Origin of the sequence: Streptococcus sp. S5, assembly GCF_034134805.1 — a bacterium.
Lineage (GTDB): Bacteria > Bacillota > Bacilli > Lactobacillales > Streptococcaceae > Streptococcus > Streptococcus lingualis.
This window is the reverse complement of record NZ_CP139419.1, coordinates 1,497,333-1,514,266: the sequence shown is the minus strand read 5'-3', so window position 1 is coordinate 1,514,266 and position 16,934 is coordinate 1,497,333. Positions and strand designations below refer to the sequence as shown.

Genomic DNA, 16,934 nt, shown 5'->3' with positions numbered 1-16,934 from the left:
GGTTTTGTCATTGTCTCATTCCGATATTTTTAGAAAGGATTCATATGAAAAAATTCCGAAATTCTTATGCGGCTTATATGTTGCTCTATAGTTTTTATTTTATGTCCACATCTCTCTTTACGACCCTCATTTCCGTCTATTTGATGGGAAAGCACTATAGTGCAACCCAAGTGTCGACTTTGGTATCGGTTGCCTTTTTCTTATCCATGGTAGCCCAACCCTTCTTTGGGTATATCAATGAGCGATTTGGAATCGTAAAAATGACGACCCTCAGTCTGAGTGTGATCATTGGTGGTGTCTTAGGTTTTCTTTGGGCCCCCAATCTCTTTTGGCTGACTGTTTTTTATGGGATTGTTCTAGTCTGTTTGAATGGGACAGCTCCCATGATGGAAGTATTTGCAACGCAAAGTCCATACGCTTTTGGGAAGATTCGCGTTTGGGGAACTATTGGCTACTCGGTCGGTGTTCAAATAGCCGGCTGGGTCTATCATCAGTTTAGCCCCCAAGCTGTCTATTATACGGTTTTGATCACCATTGTATTGAGTCTCTTCTGCCTAAGTGCGGTTCGAATGAAGAAAAAAGAGACAGTCGTAGAAAAGGAAAAACACCCTGTCTCTATTCGTCCTCTTCTTCACAATGGACCTTATCTCTTCTTTATCATTTTGATTGGCTTGGCTTCAGGGGTTGGAAATATTGGTCATACCTATATTCCTGAGTTGCTCATGGATAGCGGTCTACCAGTCCATATTGCCTCAACGGTTGTAGCTATCTCAGTCGTAGTGGAAGCCCCCTTGATCTTTTTCTCTGATCGATTCATGGACCACTGGCCTTTACGGGTTTTGATCGCTCTTCCAATTGGGATTATTTTCGCTCAATATGCTGTCTATGCTCTTCCAAGTCCTGTCTTCTTAAAAGTGATAATGACTCTCTTAGCCAAGCATACAACAGGGATGGTTTTGATTATGGTCTCCTTACGGTTTATTGCCCAACAGGTGAATGGAAAAGACTTGGTTCTTGCCATGGCTATTGTCCAAGGAGCTCGTTATTTAGGCACCATTCTTTTACAACCCTTCGCAGCCCTCTGTATTGAAAGAGGTGGTTACCAAGTCATGAGTTTCTTTTTAGCAGGGGGTGTAGGGATCGTCTTTTTGCTGAGCTTTGCCTTAAAAATGCCCCAAGGGAAGGCTCACGGCCTTTTTGGTGGCAAAGTAGACTAATGAAATTGTTACAATTGTATGACTAATCATCGAGGAGTTGGACAGAAACACTGATTTCACAGTGTTTTGTCCAACTTTTTTGCTATTATTAAGAACTAGTGGTTAATTTGACAGTCAAAGTATTCGATGGTAGAATGAGGTAAAATAAATATAAAGGAGACCATTTTATGAAAAAAATGATCTTATCGACAGCTGCTCTTTTGACGATTGTTTCCCTTGCTGCTTGTTCAAACAAACAAGACACAAAGAAGGAAACTTCAAATAGTCAATCAACTACTAAAGTGACGAGCAAATCTGCCAACACTTCAAAAAGTAAGGATACTTCAACAGATTCAGAAGATACGTCATCTTCTAGCCTCTTAACAGATGCTGAAATCAGCAAGGCAAAAACAGTTGGAGACTTCAAAAAGTTGTTTGCAAAATTAATGGATCAATCTGTTTCACTTACTGAAGAAGCAGGCACTTCTGTTACAGGTTCCGCAAAAGAACAATACGATGCAATGATTAGTACCTTAAAGCAAGGATTAGAAAACCAAAAAGATATCTTTAATGAAGGCTTGGAAAGCATCGGTTCAGATAGCACAGTCGTTCCTAAAGAAGACCGTGAAGCTTTGATCGAAATCTTGAAAGATGCTCGTGAAGAGTTGGAAAGTACTCGTAAAGAAATGAAAGATATGCAGAAAGAATTGAGTAAATCTCCTGTTGCAGATGACGACAGTGATGATTCAGATTCAGATTCTGAAGAATAAAAAGAAGAAAAGGTTGGAATTTCCAGCCTTTTTCCTATTTTTTTTCGAATGATATAGATGAGGAGGTGGGCCTATGTTTATTGCCATGGATAACAATCAAAAGCGGTGGAACTGTATGGAAGAGATCCCAGCTGTGACAGAAGGTCCCTTCTATTGCTTGGCTTGTCATAGTCCAGTGCGTCTAAAAAATGGCTCGGTTCTACGGGCTCATTTTGCTCATATAAAATTACAGCATTGTCCCTATCATCACGAAGCTGAGAGTTTTGAACATCTGGAATTGAAAGCTTGTCTTTATGACTGGGCCTCTAAGGAATCTCATACAGAGGTAGAAAGTTATTTAGCAGACTTTCAACAAATTGCCGATCTTTTGGTAGTAGACAAGAACTTAGCTTTGGAAGTGCAGTGCAGCTCCCTATCTTTAGAACGCTTGAAGGAGAGGAGCGATGCTTATCGATCCAACGGTTACCAGGTCAATTGGTTACTTGGTAAAAAGTTGTGGCTCAAGGAAAGGTTAACAAAACTGCAGGCAGGCTTTCTTTATTTTAGTCAGAATCGCGGGTTCCATCTTTGGGAATTGGATCTGACAAAGAAAGAGCTACGTTTACAATACCTCATTCATGAGGATTTACGAGGGCGATTGCATTATCAGACAGAAATTTTCCCTTTTGGTCAAAGGTCTTTACTAGAAGTCTTACGTACCCCTTATCTTTCGCAACCCATGGAACAAATGGCAGTCGAGCTCGATCGGACATTTTTAACATATATACAGCAGCAACTCTTTTATCGTCATCCAAAGTGGCTGAAGCTTCAGGAAGAACTCTATTTGCAGGGACACCATCTGATGGAACTGGGGCTAGATTTCTTTTATCCTCTTTGTCGTCCGATCCTTTCACAGAACTTGCTCCAAATTAAAGAGGATGTAGAAGGTTACTACCAGCAATTTATGACCTATTATCAGTCGCAAGGGATCCAACCCGTTCAGATCCTTTATCCCCCACGTTTTTATGCTCAACAGAAAAGCTAACTTTCTAAGATAGAAATCCTCCCGAAATGTTCATTTTTATGCTAAAATAGTACCATTGGAGGATTAATCGAAATGGTAAAACAACGTAATGAAATTGATGAAAAATACCAATGGGATTTGTCGACAATTTTTGCGACAGATCAAGCTTGGGAAGAAGAAGCAGCTAGCTTAGCTGCAGATATTAAAGCAGCAAGCCACTATGCTGGTCATTTATTGGATTCAGCGCAAACACTTTTGGATACAACCAATGCATATTTGGAATTGAGCCGTCGTTTGGAAAAGGTCTACGTCTATGCTCATATGAAAAATGACCAAGATACACGTGTGGCTAAATACCAAGAGTACCAATCAAAAGGGATGTCTCTTTATAGCTTGTTGGGTGAAACCTTTGCCTTCTATGAGCCTGAATTCATGGCCATTACGGATGAGCAGTACAAAGCTTTTGTGAGTGAGGTTCCGGCCTTGGAACAATATGGTCATTATTTTGATCGTTTGCTAGAGAAAAAAGAACATGTCTTGTCTCAAAAAGAAGAGGAATTACTTGCAGGAGCTGGTGAGATCTTTGCGGCTGGTGGGGAAACCTTTGAAATCTTGGACAATGCAGATATTGTTTTCCCAACTGTGCATGATGACAAGGGCGAAGAAGTTCAATTAACCCATGGAAACTATATTTCTTTGGTAGAATCAAAAGATCGTGCCGTTCGTAAAGAAGCTTACGAAGGCCTCTACAAGGTTTATGAACAGTACCAACATACCTATGCTAAAACCTTGCAAACCAATGTGAAAGTTCACAACTTTAATGCCAAAGTTCGCAAATTCTCATCTGCCCGTGAAGCGGCCCTTTCTGAAAACTTTGTACCAGAAAGTGTTTATGATAGCTTGGTAGCAGCTGTGAACAAACATTTGCCACTCTTGCAACGTTATGTGCAATTGCGTTCAAAAATTCTTGGAATCTCAGACTTGAAGATGTACGATATGTATACGCCATTATCCGATACAGACTACAAGTTTACCTATGAAGAATCGTTGGCCAAAGCAGAAGAAGTCTTGGCCGTTTTGGGTGAGGACTACCTTTCTCGTGTGAAACGTGCCTTTAGCGAACGGTGGATTGATGTGCATGTCAACCAAGGAAAACGATCAGGTGCTTATTCAGGTGGTTCTTATGATACCAATGCCTTCATGTTGTTGAACTGGCAAGATACATTGGATAATCTCTTCACCTTGGTGCATGAAACTGGTCACAGTATGCATTCTAGCTATACCCGTGAAACCCAGCCTTATGTCTATGGGGACTATTCCATCTTCCTTGCCGAAATCGCCTCTACAACCAATGAAAATATACTGACCGAACGTCTGTTAGAAGAAGTAGAAGACGATGCAACTCGTTTTGCTATTTTGAATCACTTCTTGGATGGCTTCCGTGGAACCGTCTTCCGTCAAACTCAGTTTGCCGAATTTGAGCATGCCATTCACAAAGCAGACCAAGAAGGTACGGTATTGACTAGTGAGTTCTTGAACAACCTTTATGCAGAGCTCAATGAAAAATACTATGGTCTTTCAAAAGATGACAACCCTGAAATCCAGTATGAATGGGCTCGGATTCCTCACTTCTACTATAACTACTATGTTTTCCAATATTCAACAGGGTTTGCAGCAGCTTCAGCCTTAGCTGAAAAAATTGTTCATGGAACACAAGAAGATCGTGATAAATATATCGACTACTTGAAGGCCGGAAACTCTGATTATCCACTCAACGTCATCCGTAAAGCAGGTGTGGATATGGAAAAAGAAGACTATTTGGACGCAGCCTTTGCGGTCTTCGAACGTCGGTTGAATGAATTTGAAGCCCTAGTAGAAAAATTAGGACTCGCATAAGATGGTAGAGTCTTATAGTAAAAATGCCAACCACAATATGCGCCGGCCAGTGGTTAAAGACGAGATCGTTGACTTTATGCGCACGCGTCAAAAACCGGTAGTAGGTGCCTTGGAGGAGTTAGAAGCATTTGCCCGCAAGGAAAATATTCCGATTATTCCGCATGAAACGGTAGCTTATTTTAGACTACTCCTGCAAGCCCTACAACCAAAGAAAATCCTTGAAATTGGGACGGCAATTGGGTTTTCAGCGCTCTTAATGGCTGAAAATGCTCCCGATGCACAAATTACCACTATTGATCGGAATGAAGAGATGATTGGCTTTGCCAAGGAAAATCTGGCTAAATACGATCAGAGAAAGCAAATCACCTTGCTTGAAGGAGATGCAGTAGATGTCTTGCAGGATTTAACAGAGACCTATGACTTTGTCTTTATGGACTCTGCTAAGTCTAAGTACATCGTCTTTTTACCACGGATTCTCGAACTCTTAGAGGTTGGGGGAATTGTGGTACTGGATGATATTTTCCAAGGAGGAGATGTTGCAAAGGACATCATGGAAGTGCGTCGTGGACAACGAACCATTTACCGGGGGCTTCAGAACCTCTTTCATGCGACTCTCAATCATCCAGATTTGACCGCTAGTTTGGTGCCACTTGGAGATGGTATTTTGATGATTCGGAAAAATGCAGAGACGGTAACCTTGCCAGATCCTAGCTCTTTTTAGGTAAATTTAAGGTATTCTCTCTAATTTGTGGTAAAATAGAAGAAGTTTAAAAAGGAACGGAGAATAATTTTCATGAAGAAAAAACTTGTAGCGGGTGCTGTGACCTTGCTATCAGTCGTAACACTAGCAGCGTGTGCCAATGGCACAAACAAAGATATCGTGACCATGAAAGGGGACACGATCACAGTTTCTGATTTCTATAATGAAATCAAAAACAACCAAGGTGCTCAACAAGTTCTTTTCCAAATGACCATCAATAAAGTCTTTGAAAAAGAATATGGATCAAAGGTTTCTGATAAAGAAGTCGATAAAGAATTGGCTAAACAAAAGAAACAATTAGGTAACCAATTCGATGCATACTTGGCGCAACAAGGCTTGACGGAAGAAACAGCGAAGAAACAAATCCGTAGCAATATGTTGTTGGAATATGCAGTCAACCAAGCTGCTAAGAAAGATATCAAAGAGTCTGACTACAAGGCGGCTTTTGAATCTTACACACCAGAAGTAACAGCACAAATTATCAAGTTAGATTCAGAAGATAAAGCAAAAGAAGTGTTGGAAGCTGCTAAAGCGGAAGGTGCAGACTTTGCCCAAATCGCCAAAGACAATTCAACAGATACTGCTACAAAAGACAAAGGTGGCGAAGTTAAGTTCGATTCAGGAACAGCAAATATTCCATCTCAAGTCAAAGAAGCTGCCTTTAAATTGGATGAAAACGGCATTTCAGATGTGATCACAGTTTCAGCAGGTCAAAACTATTCTGCTAGCTACTATATTGTCAAATTGAATAAGAAGACAGAAAAAGGTTCTGACTGGAAGAAATACGAAAAACGTTTGAAAGAGATCATTGTTGACGGTCGTAAGCAAGATACCAATTTCATCCGTAGCGTTATTGCAAAAGCGATGACCAATGCCAATATCAAGGTCAAAGATGATGCTTTCAAATCAACATTTAACCAATATTTGCAAAATATCGGTGTTCAAACAAGTGATAGCAGCTCATCATCTAAAAAATAGTTGACGGTTCCATTTGGAACTTGTATAATGAAATAGTTGAGAATAAATCATTGTTACTCGGAATCAGAGAAGTGGCGGGGGTGCGAGCCATGGAAGAGAAATGATTTTGCTACTCGGCTGAGACAATTGCATATAAAATGAAGAATGACAAGTTCATTGAATGAAGGTGGTACCGCGGTTTTTCGCCCTTCGTTTAGTGGCTTGTCTTTTGTTTATGGGCAGTTGTCTGGAGCTTTTTAAAGGAGATCAAAAGATGCGAACCTATCAAGTGAAACAAAAATTTCGATTGGGTGGCGAGCGGTTCGATATCAAAGATGAGTTGGGAAATGTTGAATACCAGGTTGAGGGATCTTTTCTTAAGATTCCCAAGACTTTTACCATCTATGATAAGAATGGACAAGAAGTGAGCCACATTACTAAAAAAACAATCAGCTTTCTTCCCAAGTTTGTGGTTGAGTTGAAGGATGGGGACCGCTTTTTTATCCATAAAAAGCTGACGCTCTTCAGGGATAAGTACGATATCGAAGATTTGGGACTTCGGGTACAAGGAAATATCTGGGACCTAGAATTCAAATTATTCGATGATCGGGATCAAATCGTCGCTGAGATTAGCAAGGAACTCTTTCATCTAACCTCTACCTACCAAGTATCGGTGTATGAGGATGAATACGCTGATTTAGTCATCTCACTTTGTGTCGCTATCGATTATGTCGAAATGTTAGAAGCTAGCGCAAATTAATCTTAGAAAAATTAGGAGACAAATATGAAACAATTATCTAGTGCACAAGTCCGCCAAATGTGGCTTGATTTCTGGGCAAGCAAAGGCCACTCTGTAGAACCATCTGTTAGCTTGGTTCCAGTAAACGATCCAACCCTTTTGTGGATCAACTCAGGGGTTGCCACTCTTAAGAAATACTTCGATGGAACCATCAAACCTGAAAATCCACGGATTACCAATGCTCAAAAAGCCATCCGTACCAATGATATCGAAAACGTAGGAAAGACTGCTCGTCACCATACCATGTTTGAAATGTTGGGGAACTTCTCAATCGGAGATTACTTCCGTGATGAAGCCATTACGTGGGCTTATGAACTTTTGACAAGCGCTGAATGGTTTGACTTCCCCAAAGACAAACTTTACATGACTTATTACCCTGACGACAAGGATTCATACAACCGTTGGATCGCTGTTGGGGTAGATCCAAGTCACTTGATCCCAATCGAAGACAACTTCTGGGAAATCGGTGCAGGGCCTTCTGGACCAGATACAGAAATCTTCTTTGACCGTGGAGAAGCCTTTGACCCTGAAAATATCGGTCTTCGTCTGCTTGCAGAAGATATCGAAAACGACCGTTACATCGAAATCTGGAACATTGTCTTGTCACAATTTAACGCAGACCCTGCTGTTCCTCGTAGCGAATACAAGGAATTGCCACACAAGAACATTGATACGGGCGCTGGTTTGGAACGTTTGGTAGCCGTTATTCAAGGAGCGAAGACCAACTTTGAAACAGACCTCTTCATGCCGATCATCCGTGAAGTTGAAAAGATGTCTGGTAAAACCTATGATCCAGATGGCGATAACATGAGCTTCAAGGTGATTGCTGACCACATCCGTTCGCTTTCATTTGCGATTGGTGATGGGGCTCTTCCAGGTAATGAAGGACGCGGTTACGTTCTTCGTCGTCTCCTCCGTCGTGCTTCCATGCATGGTCAAAAATTAGGGATTGAAGGAACCTTCTTGTATAAATTGGTTCCAACCGTTGGGAAGATCATGGAAAGCTACTACCCAGAAGTACTTGAAAAACAAGACTTCATCGAGAAAATTATCAAGAGTGAAGAAGAATCATTTGCTCGTACCTTGAACTCCGGACAACACTTTGCCCAAACTATCGTTGAAGACTTGAAAGCAAAAGGTCAAACAGTGATTGCTGGTCAAGATGTCTTCAAACTTTATGATACATATGGATTCCCCGTAGAATTGACAGAAGAAATCGCTGAAGAAGCTGGAATGACAGTCGATCGTGAAGGTTTTGAAGCAGCCATGAAGGAACAACAAGAACGGGCGCGTGCATCGGCTGTCAAAGGTGGATCTATGGGGATGCAAAATGAAACCCTTCAAAACATTACAGTTGAAAGTAGCTTCAACTACAATGCCAGCCAATTGCCTTCTAAGTTGGTGGCTATCGTAGCGGACAATGCAGAAGTAGAGGCTGTATCAGAAGGGACTGCATCATTGATCTTTGCAGAAACTCCATTCTACGCTGAAATGGGTGGACAAGTTGCGGACCATGGTCAAATCTTGGATGCTGCAGGAAACGTCGTAGCGACAGTGACAGATGTTCAAAAAGCACCAAATGGACAACCACTTCATACTGTTGAAGTTCTTGCTCCTCTTGCCTTGAACCAAGAATACACCTTGGCGATCGATACCAATCGTCGTCATCGTGTTATGAAGAACCACACTGCAACTCACTTGCTCCATGCGGCTCTTCACAATATCCTTGGTAACCATGCAACCCAAGCAGGATCTCTTAACGAAGTAGAATTCCTTCGCTTTGACTTCACTCACTTCCAAGCCGTAACTCCTGAAGAATTGCGCGCTATTGAACAACAAGTCAATGAAAAGATTTGGGAAGCGATCGCAGTCGAAACGATTGAAACAGATATCGATACTGCTAAAGAAATGGGAGCCATGGCCCTCTTTGGTGAGAAATACGGTAAGGAAGTCCGTGTTGTCACTATTGGTGATTACTCTGTTGAGCTCTGTGGTGGTACTCACGTAGGTAACACTTCTGAAATTGGTCTCTTCAAGATTGTCAAAGAAGAAGGGATCGGATCAGGAACTCGTCGTATCTTGGCAGTGACTGGTAAGGAAGCCTTTGAAGCTTATCGTGAACAAGAAGATGCTCTGAAAGCAGTCGCAGCAACTTTGAAAGCTCCTCAACTCAAAGAAGTCCCTCACAAGGTGGAAGGTCTTCAAGAACAACTCCGTCAATTGCAAAAAGAAAATGCAGAATTGAAGGAAAAAGCAGCAGCAGCGGCAGCAGGTGATGTCTTCAAGAATGTTCAAGAAGCAAACGGACACCGTTACATTGCCAGCCAAGTTTCTGTATCAGATGCAGGTGCCCTTCGTACCTTTGCGGATAACTGGAAACAAAAAGATTACTCTGATGTGCTTGTTCTTGTCGCAGCCATCGGTGACAAGGTCAATGTCCTTGTAGCCAGCAAGACAAAAGATGTGCATGCAGGTAATGTGATCAAAGAATTGGCTCCAATCGTCGATGGACGTGGTGGTGGTAAACCAGACATGGCCATGGCAGGAGGAAGCAACCAAGCCAAGATCCAAGAATTGTTGGATGCTGTAGCAGGTAAATTGTAATTATCGAAGAGGTTGGATGTTTGTTCAACCTCTTTTTTCAAAAAAGAAGCAGATCCAATTAGAAAAAGATTGCAACAAAAAAACCTTTCCGTCTGGAAAGGTTTCAGATTGAAGATAAAGTCTTCTGAAAAACTTTCCTTAGGTGAGTACGGACGTCAGCGAACTTCTACGAAGTTCCATGACTAATTCTTGAGACTAAGGTCTCAAGAATTCCGAGTGTCTGAGACTACTATGTCTCAGACACTTTTCTCACGGCGGAAAGTTTTTAATCTTTAAAAAATAAAAGTCATTTTTTGAAAATCATCTATCTGTTTTATGTAAAACAATAGGTTGTCTACATTTAAAAACCTTTCCAAACGGAAAGGTTTTTCTTCTTATAGTCCGTAATTGTAATCGTCATCCTGCATGGCTTCTACTTCACCGAGAAGGTAACCATTTCCGACTTGAGAGAAGAAGTCGTGGTTAGATGTACCGGTTGAGATTCCGTTCATAACGATTGGGTTGACGTCATCCGCTGAGTCTGGGAAGAGTGGATCTTGTCCCAAGTTCATGAGGGCTTTATTAGCATTGTAGCGAAGGAAGGTCTTGACTTCCTCTGTCCAGCCCACACCGTCATAGAGGCTCTCTGTATAGCCTTCTTCATTTTCATAGAGGGTATAGAGCAGGTCATACATCCATTCTTTGAGTTTTTCTTGTTCTTCTTCTGGTAATTCGTTAAATCCAAGTTGGAACTTGTAGCCGATATAGGTTCCGTGAACTGATTCGTCCCGAATGATCAACTTGATGATCTCAGCTACGTTGGCCAATTTGTTGTTTCCAAGATAGTAGAGAGGTGTGAAGAAACCAGAGTAGAAGAGGAAGGTCTCAAGGAAAACGCTGGCGACTTTCTTTTCAAGGGGAGTCCCATTGAGATAGATTTCGTTGATGATTTCTGCCTTCCTTTGAAGGAAAGGATTGGTGTTGGTCCATTCGAAAATCTCTTCGATTTCTGACTTGGTATTCAAAGTAGAAAAGATAGAAGAGTAAGACTTAGCATGGACAGATTCCATGAATTGGATGTTGTTAAAAACAGCTTCTTCGTGGGGAGTACGAATATCTGCACGAAGAGCCTGAACACCTGTTTCAGATTGCATGGTATCTAGAAGGGTTAATCCCCCAAAGACTTTACCAACTAGGTCTTTTTCTTTATTCGACAACTTTCTCCAGTCATCCAAGTCGTTTGACAAAGGGATACGTGTATCCAACCAGAATTGCTCTGTCAGTTTTTCCCAGGTCGATTTATCGATGACATCTTCGATCGCATTCCAGTTAATGGCTTTGTAGTATGTTTCCATTTTATAAAATTCCTTCTGAATTATTCATTCTTGTTTGCTATCTAAAAGTCGTTGTATAGAATTATTATATTCCTCATCAATGTCATCTGTACTTTGATTGTTTTCTTTTCTTTTTTGTACTTCGACTAAGTAATCATCAGTTTTTTGTTGAATTAGTTGATTGATTTCATCGTTTGAGGTGTTTTTATTCTTGATTGTTTGAAGTTTAGAAAGAAAATGTTTATATGCTTTTTGAAAACTGATAGTTACTACTGCACCTAGAGCAGTCCCCAAAGAAATAAGTATAGCAGCTGCTTTTTTTGGCCCTCCCCATAATTTTGTAAGTTGAGCCATTTTAGCATAATCCCACTTAACTTCTTTTATAATTTTAACAGATTCTAAAATTAGGTTTTTCATGATTGTTACCTTGTAAGTGAATTTCGACTTAAATCACACAGCTTTCACATTGGTTCGCGCCAACTTCTCCACCATCATCTGTAAAGGTACGGACGTAGTAGATAGACTTGATACCCTTGTTAAAGGCGTAGTTCCGAAGGATAGACAAGTCACGTGTCGTTTGTTTGTTTTCAGTTTTCCATTCGTAAAGTCCTTTTGGAATATCACTGCGCATAAAGAGAGTCAGTGAAAGACCTTGGTCTACGTGCTCAGTTGCAGCAGCATAGACATCGATGACTTTTCGCATATCCATGTCGTAGGCAGAAGTGTAGTAAGGAATCGTTTCCGTTGACAATCCTGCTGCAGGGTAGTAGATCTTACCGATTTTTTTCTCTTGGCGTTCTTCAATCCGTTGTGTAATTGGGTGGATAGAAGCAGATACGTCATTAATGTAGCTGATAGATCCATTTGGTGCGACAGCCAAGCGGTTTTGGTGGTAAAGACCATCTGCTTGAACTTTAGCACGCAGTTCTGCCCAATCCTCAGCACTTGGGATAAAGATATCTTTAAAGAGTTCTTTGACGCGATCAGATTTTGGTACAAATTCTCCAGTCGTGTACTTATCAAAGTAAGTACCGTTGGCATAGTCTGATTTTTCGAAGTTGTGGAAGGTAACACCACGTTCGCGAGCGATGTTGTTTGATTCTACGAGAGTCCAGTAGTTCATGAGCATGAAGTAGATACTTGTAAACTCAACAGACTCAGGTGATCCGTATTCAATTAATTGTTGCGCAAGGTAGCTGTGAAGTCCCATTGCTCCAAGTCCAAACGAATGCGCCAGTTTATTTCCGTGGTCGATAGTTGGAACGGCCACGATATGAGAGCTATCTGTAACGAAGGTCAAAGCACGAACCATGGCACGAATCGAACGTCCAAAATCAGGTGAAGTCATCATGTTAACTACGTTGGTTGAACCAAGGTTACATGAGACGTCTGTTCCCATTTGGACAAATTCTTGGGCATCGTTGATCAAGCTTGGTTCTTGAACTTGGAGGATCTCTGAACACAAGTTACTCATGATGATTTTTCCATCAACAGGGTTTGCCCGGTTAGCAGTATCGATGTTGACTACATATGGGTAGCCAGATTCTTGTTGCAATTTAGAAATTTCAGTTTCCAAATCACGTGCCTTAATTTTTGTCTTGCGGATGTTTGGATTAGCAACCAACTCATCGTATTTTTCAGTGATGTCGATGTAGTTGAATGGCACTCCGTATTCACGTTCCACAGAGTAAGGGCTGAAGAGGTACATTTCCTCATTCTTACGAGCCAACTCGTAGAACTTATCTGGCACGACGACACCAAGTGAGAGAGTCTTAACCCGAACCTTTTCATCAGCATTTTCTTTCTTAGTAGAAAGGAAGGCGATGATGTCTGGGTGAAAGACATTGAGGTAAACCACCCCAGCCCCTTGGCGTTGTCCCAATTGGTTAGAGTAAGAGAAGCTATCTTCGAAGAGTTTCATAACAGGTACGACCCCAGAAGCGGCTCCTTCATACCCTTTGATTGGTGCTCCAGCTTCACGAAGGTTGCTGAGGGAAATCCCAACCCCACCACCGATACGTGAAAGTTGAAGGGCAGAGTTGATGGAACGTCCGATCGCGTTCATATCATCAGTTACTTGGATCAAGAAACATGAAACCAATTCTCCACGGCGGGCACGACCAGCATTTAAGAAAGAAGGAGTAGCTGGTTGGTAGCGTTGGTGGATAATTTCGTTTGCGATGTCTCGCGCGATAGCTTCATTTCCATCTGCAAAATAGAGAGCATTGAAGAAGACACGGTCTTCCATGCTTTCAAGATAGTATTCTCCATCATTTGTTTTCAAAGCGTATTGGTTATAGAATTTGTAGGCTGCCATGAAGGACTTGAATTGGAAGTTTTGGTCTTTGATAAATTGGGCCAATTCCTCTAAAAATTCAGGACGGTATTTCTCGATAAAAGCTCTCTCAATGTAATTGTGCTCGAGAAGGTACTGAATCTTGTCTGTAATCGAGTCAAAGGCTTTAGTATTTGGTACAACATTTTCTTTAAAGAACGCATCCAAAGCTTCTTTATCTTTATGAAGCATGATTTGGCCGTTTACTGGACGGTTGATTTCATTGTTAAGACGAAAATACGTCACATCTTCAAGAGATTTTAATCCCATAATAATCCTTTTCTAGTTCAAAAAAATGAAGAGGAGAAGTCCTCTCTTTACAAGTAAAAAGTCTAGTGTTAGGTTGCTAACGCTAGACCCTATTTAAGCAAAATACTGTGTTTATTAAGAAAGTTTCTTCAACTTAGCTGGTTGAAAACCAGAAAATACTTCATCCGGTGTTTGAATTACTGGAGCAGCATTGAAGCCAAGGTTCTTAACATGCTCTACAAATTCTGGCTGTTCATCTAAGTTAATTTCGCGGTATTCCACATGATTGCTATCGAGGAATCGCTTGGTCATTTTGCATTGAACACAATTATTTTTTGAATAAATGGTTACCATTTCTTTTCCGTTCTCCTATCGAAATATAAATCTGTAAACAGTATAAACAAAATCCAGCAACTTGTCAACAAAATAAAACTAAATATTGTGCAAAGATATGAAATGGAGTTTTCAAAGCACAATATATTGTGCTTTGAAAATCGAAGAAATGGGATAGGAATAGGCTTTAAAGCATCTTTAATTAGTTATAATTTTTTGGTGAATCAATATCCTGTGGTTCAAGAGCTTCTTTTCATTGAAAGCGGAGGAAAATGTTACTTATAATATAGTAGAAAATTGAAAAGATATTTTCTCTGTTCTTCAGGTGCTTCTTAAAATGTATCTAAATTGGGATTTTTCGCAGTCTTTTTCTGTAAGTCAGTGATAAAAATCTTGAAAAAAATTTCAAAAGATGATATAATACCAAATTGTAAGGGTTATCAAAAGGTAACTCAAAAACTATTTTTAAAAAGGAGAGTCAAACTATGGCTTCTAAAGATTTCCACATCGTGGCAGAAACAGGTATCCACGCACGTCCAGCAACTTTGTTGGTTCAAACTGCTAGCAAATTTGCTTCAGATATTACTCTTGAATACAAAGGTAAATCAGTTAACTTGAAATCAATCATGGGTGTTATGAGCCTTGGTGTTGGTCAAGGAGCAGACGTTGTAATCTCTGCAGAAGGTGCTGACGCTGATGATGCTATCGCAGCTATCTCAGAAACAATGACTAAAGAAGGATTGGCTTAAAAATATGACAAAAATGCTAAAAGGAATTGCAGCATCTGACGGTGTTGCCGTTGCTAAGGCATATTTGCTCATTCAACCAGACTTATCATTTGAGACTGTTTCAGTCGAAGATACAAGTGCAGAAGAAGCTCGTTTGGATGCAGCTCTTGAAGCTTCACAAAACGAGCTTTCTCTTATTCGGGAGAATGCAGTAGCAAGCCTTGGTGAAGAAGCAGCGCAAGTTTTTGATGCGCATATGATGGTTCTTGCTGACCCTGAAATGATTGGTCAGATCAAAGAAACAATTCGTACGAAAAAAATCAATGCAGAAGCTGGCTTGAAAGAAGTCACTGACATGTTCATTGCGATCTTTGAAGGAATGGAAGACAATCCTTACATGCAAGAACGTGCAGCAGATATTCGTGACGTTACCAAACGTGTCCTTGCCAACTTGCTTGGTAAGAAATTGCCAAACCCTGCTTCTATCAATGAAGAAGCAATCGTGGTGGCGCATGACTTGACTCCATCTGATACAGCACAGTTGAACAAAAAGTATGTAAAAGCTTTTGTTACGAATATCGGTGGACGTACAAGTCACTCAGCTATCATGGCTCGTACACTTGAAATCGCAGCTGTTCTTGGTACAAATAACATCACAGAACTTGTCAAAGATGGCGATGTTTTGGCTGTTTCAGGGATCACTGGTGAAGTAGTGATCAACCCTACTGAAGAACAGATTGCAGAGTTCAAAGCAGCTGGTGAAGCTTATGCTAAACAAAAAGCTGAATGGGCTCTCCTTAAAGATGCGAAAACAGTGACTGCTGATGGAAAGCACTTCGAGTTGGCTGCCAACATCGGTACACCTAAAGACGTTGAAGGTGTAAACGATAATGGTGCAGAAGCTGTTGGTCTTTACCGTACAGAATTCTTGTACATGGATTCTCAAGACTTCCCTACTGAAGATGACCAATACGAAGCCTACAAAGCTGTTCTTGAAGGTATGAATGGTAAACCTGTGGTTGTTCGTACAATGGATATTGGTGGGGATAAAGAACTTCCTTACTTCGACCTTCCTAAAGAAATGAACCCATTCTTAGGCTTCCGTGCTTTGCGTATTTCTATCTCTGAAACTGGTAATCAAATGTTCCGTACACAATTGCGTGCTTTGCTTCGTGCATCTGTTCACGGTAAATTGCGGATCATGTTCCCAATGGTTGCTTTGTTGACTGAGTTCCGTACAGCTAAAGGTATTCTTGAAGAAGAAAAGGCTAAATTGCTTGCGGAAGGTGTTGCTGTTGCAGACGACATCGAAGTAGGGATCATGATTGAAATTCCTGCAGCAGCTATGCTTGCGGACCAATTTGCTAAAGAAGTTGATTTCTTCTCAATCGGTACAAATGACTTGATCCAATACACAATGGCTGCTGACCGTATGAACGAACAAGTTTCATACCTTTACCAACCATATAACCCATCAATCCTTCGTTTGATCAACAACGTGATCAAAGCAGCTCACGCTGAAGGCAAATGGGCAGGTATGTGTGGTGAAATGGCCGGTGACCAAACTGCTGTTCCACTTCTTGTCGGAATGGGCTTGGATGAGTTCTCTATGTCAGCGACATCTGTCCTTCGTACACGTAGCTTGATGAAGAAACTCGACACAGCTAAAATGCAAGAATACGCTAACCGTGCTCTGACTGAATGTTCAACAATGGAAGAAGTTCTTGAACTTTCAAAAGAATACGTGAACGTAGACTAAGAGTCGATCAAGACTAAGACAAATTTGTCTTAGTCTTTTTTTACATTGTACATAAAAATGTTCATTTTATTCGTAATAAACTAGTTAGTAATAAAAATAGTGATTTAAATGTTCGGTTATTTGTTTAATTTTCCTCGTATATATAGTATAATCGTAAGTAAGATTAGGAGGAAAGCGAAGGAATGAAGTAAAAGGTTCGGAAGAGAAAATGAAAGAACTTTTCCTGATAAAT

General features: G+C 40.8%; 14 protein-coding genes. 10 read left to right on the top strand and 4 right to left on the bottom strand.

What is annotated here, in order from left to right; all coding sequences use genetic code 11:
* The first annotated feature begins 44 nt into the window (after positions 1-44).
* The 8 genes from SM123_RS07245 (at position 45) to alaS (ending at position 9,985) form a co-directional block, all read left to right on the top strand.
* Positions 45-1,217, top strand: a complete 1,173-nt coding sequence (locus SM123_RS07245) for an MFS transporter (protein ID WP_118228363.1) — start codon at positions 45-47, stop codon at positions 1,215-1,217.
* A 167-nt stretch (positions 1,218-1,384) separates the two neighbouring features.
* The gene (locus SM123_RS07240; RefSeq protein ID WP_118228362.1) at positions 1,385-1,966 is read left to right on the top strand and encodes a hypothetical protein; all 582 of its coding nucleotides are present in this window, start codon (positions 1,385-1,387) and stop codon (positions 1,964-1,966) included.
* 73 nt (positions 1,967-2,039) lie between these two features.
* Positions 2,040-2,990: a competence protein CoiA family protein gene (locus tag SM123_RS07235; protein WP_118228361.1), complete on the top strand. Its 951-nt coding sequence runs from the start codon at positions 2,040-2,042 to the stop codon at positions 2,988-2,990.
* A 72-nt stretch (positions 2,991-3,062) separates the two neighbouring features.
* Positions 3,063-4,865 carry an oligoendopeptidase F gene (pepF, locus tag SM123_RS07230; RefSeq protein ID WP_070505789.1) on the top strand — a complete coding sequence of 601 codons (1,803 nt, stop codon included), beginning with the start codon at positions 3,063-3,065 and terminating at the stop codon, positions 4,863-4,865.
* Position 4,866: 1 nt separating this feature from the next.
* Positions 4,867-5,586 (top strand): O-methyltransferase, encoded by a 720-nt coding sequence (locus SM123_RS07225; RefSeq protein WP_070586540.1) that lies wholly within the window; start codon positions 4,867-4,869, stop codon positions 5,584-5,586.
* A gap of 72 nt (positions 5,587-5,658) precedes the next feature.
* Positions 5,659-6,603, top strand: coding sequence for a peptidylprolyl isomerase PrsA (prsA, locus tag SM123_RS07220; protein WP_320909335.1), 945 nt, complete (start codon positions 5,659-5,661; stop codon positions 6,601-6,603).
* A gap of 253 nt (positions 6,604-6,856) precedes the next feature.
* Positions 6,857-7,342 carry an LURP-one-related/scramblase family protein gene (locus tag SM123_RS07215; RefSeq protein ID WP_023917679.1) on the top strand — a complete coding sequence of 162 codons (486 nt, stop codon included), beginning with the start codon at positions 6,857-6,859 and terminating at the stop codon, positions 7,340-7,342.
* A 24-nt stretch (positions 7,343-7,366) separates the two neighbouring features.
* Positions 7,367-9,985: an alanine--tRNA ligase gene (gene alaS, locus SM123_RS07210; RefSeq protein WP_320909334.1), complete on the top strand. Its 2,619-nt coding sequence runs from the start codon at positions 7,367-7,369 to the stop codon at positions 9,983-9,985.
* Positions 9,986-10,359: 374 nt separating this feature from the next.
* Here alaS and nrdF read toward each other — a convergent pair whose 3' ends face one another.
* The 4 genes from nrdF to nrdH all read right to left on the bottom strand — a co-directional run bounded on the left by nrdF (position 10,360) and on the right by nrdH (position 14,236).
* The gene (gene nrdF / locus SM123_RS07205) at positions 10,360-11,319 is read right to left on the bottom strand and encodes a class 1b ribonucleoside-diphosphate reductase subunit beta (protein ID WP_031573445.1); all 960 of its coding nucleotides are present in this window, start codon (positions 11,317-11,319) and stop codon (positions 10,360-10,362) included.
* Positions 11,320-11,343: 24 nt separating this feature from the next.
* A complete protein-coding gene (locus SM123_RS07200) occupies positions 11,344-11,715 on the bottom strand; it encodes a hypothetical protein (RefSeq protein ID WP_320909333.1) in 372 nt (123 codons plus the stop codon).
* Between the two features lie 28 nt (positions 11,716-11,743).
* Complete coding sequence (gene nrdE / locus SM123_RS07195) at positions 11,744-13,903, bottom strand: class 1b ribonucleoside-diphosphate reductase subunit alpha (protein WP_049472150.1); 2,160 nt, start codon at positions 13,901-13,903, stop codon at positions 11,744-11,746.
* Between the two features lie 114 nt (positions 13,904-14,017).
* Complete coding sequence (gene nrdH / locus SM123_RS07190; RefSeq protein WP_003006408.1) at positions 14,018-14,236, bottom strand: glutaredoxin-like protein NrdH; 219 nt, start codon at positions 14,234-14,236, stop codon at positions 14,018-14,020.
* Between the two features lie 464 nt (positions 14,237-14,700).
* Between nrdH and SM123_RS07185 the strand changes: the two genes are divergently transcribed.
* Both SM123_RS07185 and ptsP read left to right on the top strand, forming a co-directional pair.
* Positions 14,701-14,964, top strand: a complete 264-nt coding sequence (locus SM123_RS07185) for a phosphocarrier protein HPr (RefSeq protein WP_003006411.1) — start codon at positions 14,701-14,703, stop codon at positions 14,962-14,964.
* Between the two features lie 4 nt (positions 14,965-14,968).
* Positions 14,969-16,702, top strand: a complete 1,734-nt coding sequence (gene ptsP, locus SM123_RS07180) for a phosphoenolpyruvate--protein phosphotransferase (protein WP_320909332.1) — start codon at positions 14,969-14,971, stop codon at positions 16,700-16,702.
* The last annotated feature ends 232 nt before the right edge of the window (positions 16,703-16,934 follow it).

Bases quoted from the DNA above. Each gene is read 5' to 3' on its own strand.
- SM123_RS07245 (WP_118228363.1), top strand. From the start codon at position 45: ATGAAAAAATTCCGAAATTCTTATGCGGCTTATATGTTGCTCTATAGT.
- SM123_RS07240 (WP_118228362.1), top strand. From the start codon at position 1,385: ATGAAAAAAATGATCTTATCGACAGCTGCTCTTTTGACGATTGTTTCC.
- SM123_RS07235 (WP_118228361.1), top strand. From the start codon at position 2,040: ATGTTTATTGCCATGGATAACAATCAAAAGCGGTGGAACTGTATGGAA.
- pepF (WP_070505789.1), top strand. From the start codon at position 3,063: ATGGTAAAACAACGTAATGAAATTGATGAAAAATACCAATGGGATTTG.
- SM123_RS07225 (WP_070586540.1), top strand. From the start codon at position 4,867: ATGGTAGAGTCTTATAGTAAAAATGCCAACCACAATATGCGCCGGCCA.
- prsA (WP_320909335.1), top strand. From the start codon at position 5,659: ATGAAGAAAAAACTTGTAGCGGGTGCTGTGACCTTGCTATCAGTCGTA.
- SM123_RS07215 (WP_023917679.1), top strand. From the start codon at position 6,857: ATGCGAACCTATCAAGTGAAACAAAAATTTCGATTGGGTGGCGAGCGG.
- alaS (WP_320909334.1), top strand. From the start codon at position 7,367: ATGAAACAATTATCTAGTGCACAAGTCCGCCAAATGTGGCTTGATTTC.
- nrdF (WP_031573445.1), bottom strand. From the start codon at position 11,319: ATGGAAACATACTACAAAGCCATTAACTGGAATGCGATCGAAGATGTC.
- SM123_RS07200 (WP_320909333.1), bottom strand. From the start codon at position 11,715: ATGAAAAACCTAATTTTAGAATCTGTTAAAATTATAAAAGAAGTTAAG.
- nrdE (WP_049472150.1), bottom strand. From the start codon at position 13,903: ATGGGATTAAAATCTCTTGAAGATGTGACGTATTTTCGTCTTAACAAT.
- nrdH (WP_003006408.1), bottom strand. From the start codon at position 14,236: ATGGTAACCATTTATTCAAAAAATAATTGTGTTCAATGCAAAATGACC.
- SM123_RS07185 (WP_003006411.1), top strand. From the start codon at position 14,701: ATGGCTTCTAAAGATTTCCACATCGTGGCAGAAACAGGTATCCACGCA.
- ptsP (WP_320909332.1), top strand. From the start codon at position 14,969: ATGACAAAAATGCTAAAAGGAATTGCAGCATCTGACGGTGTTGCCGTT.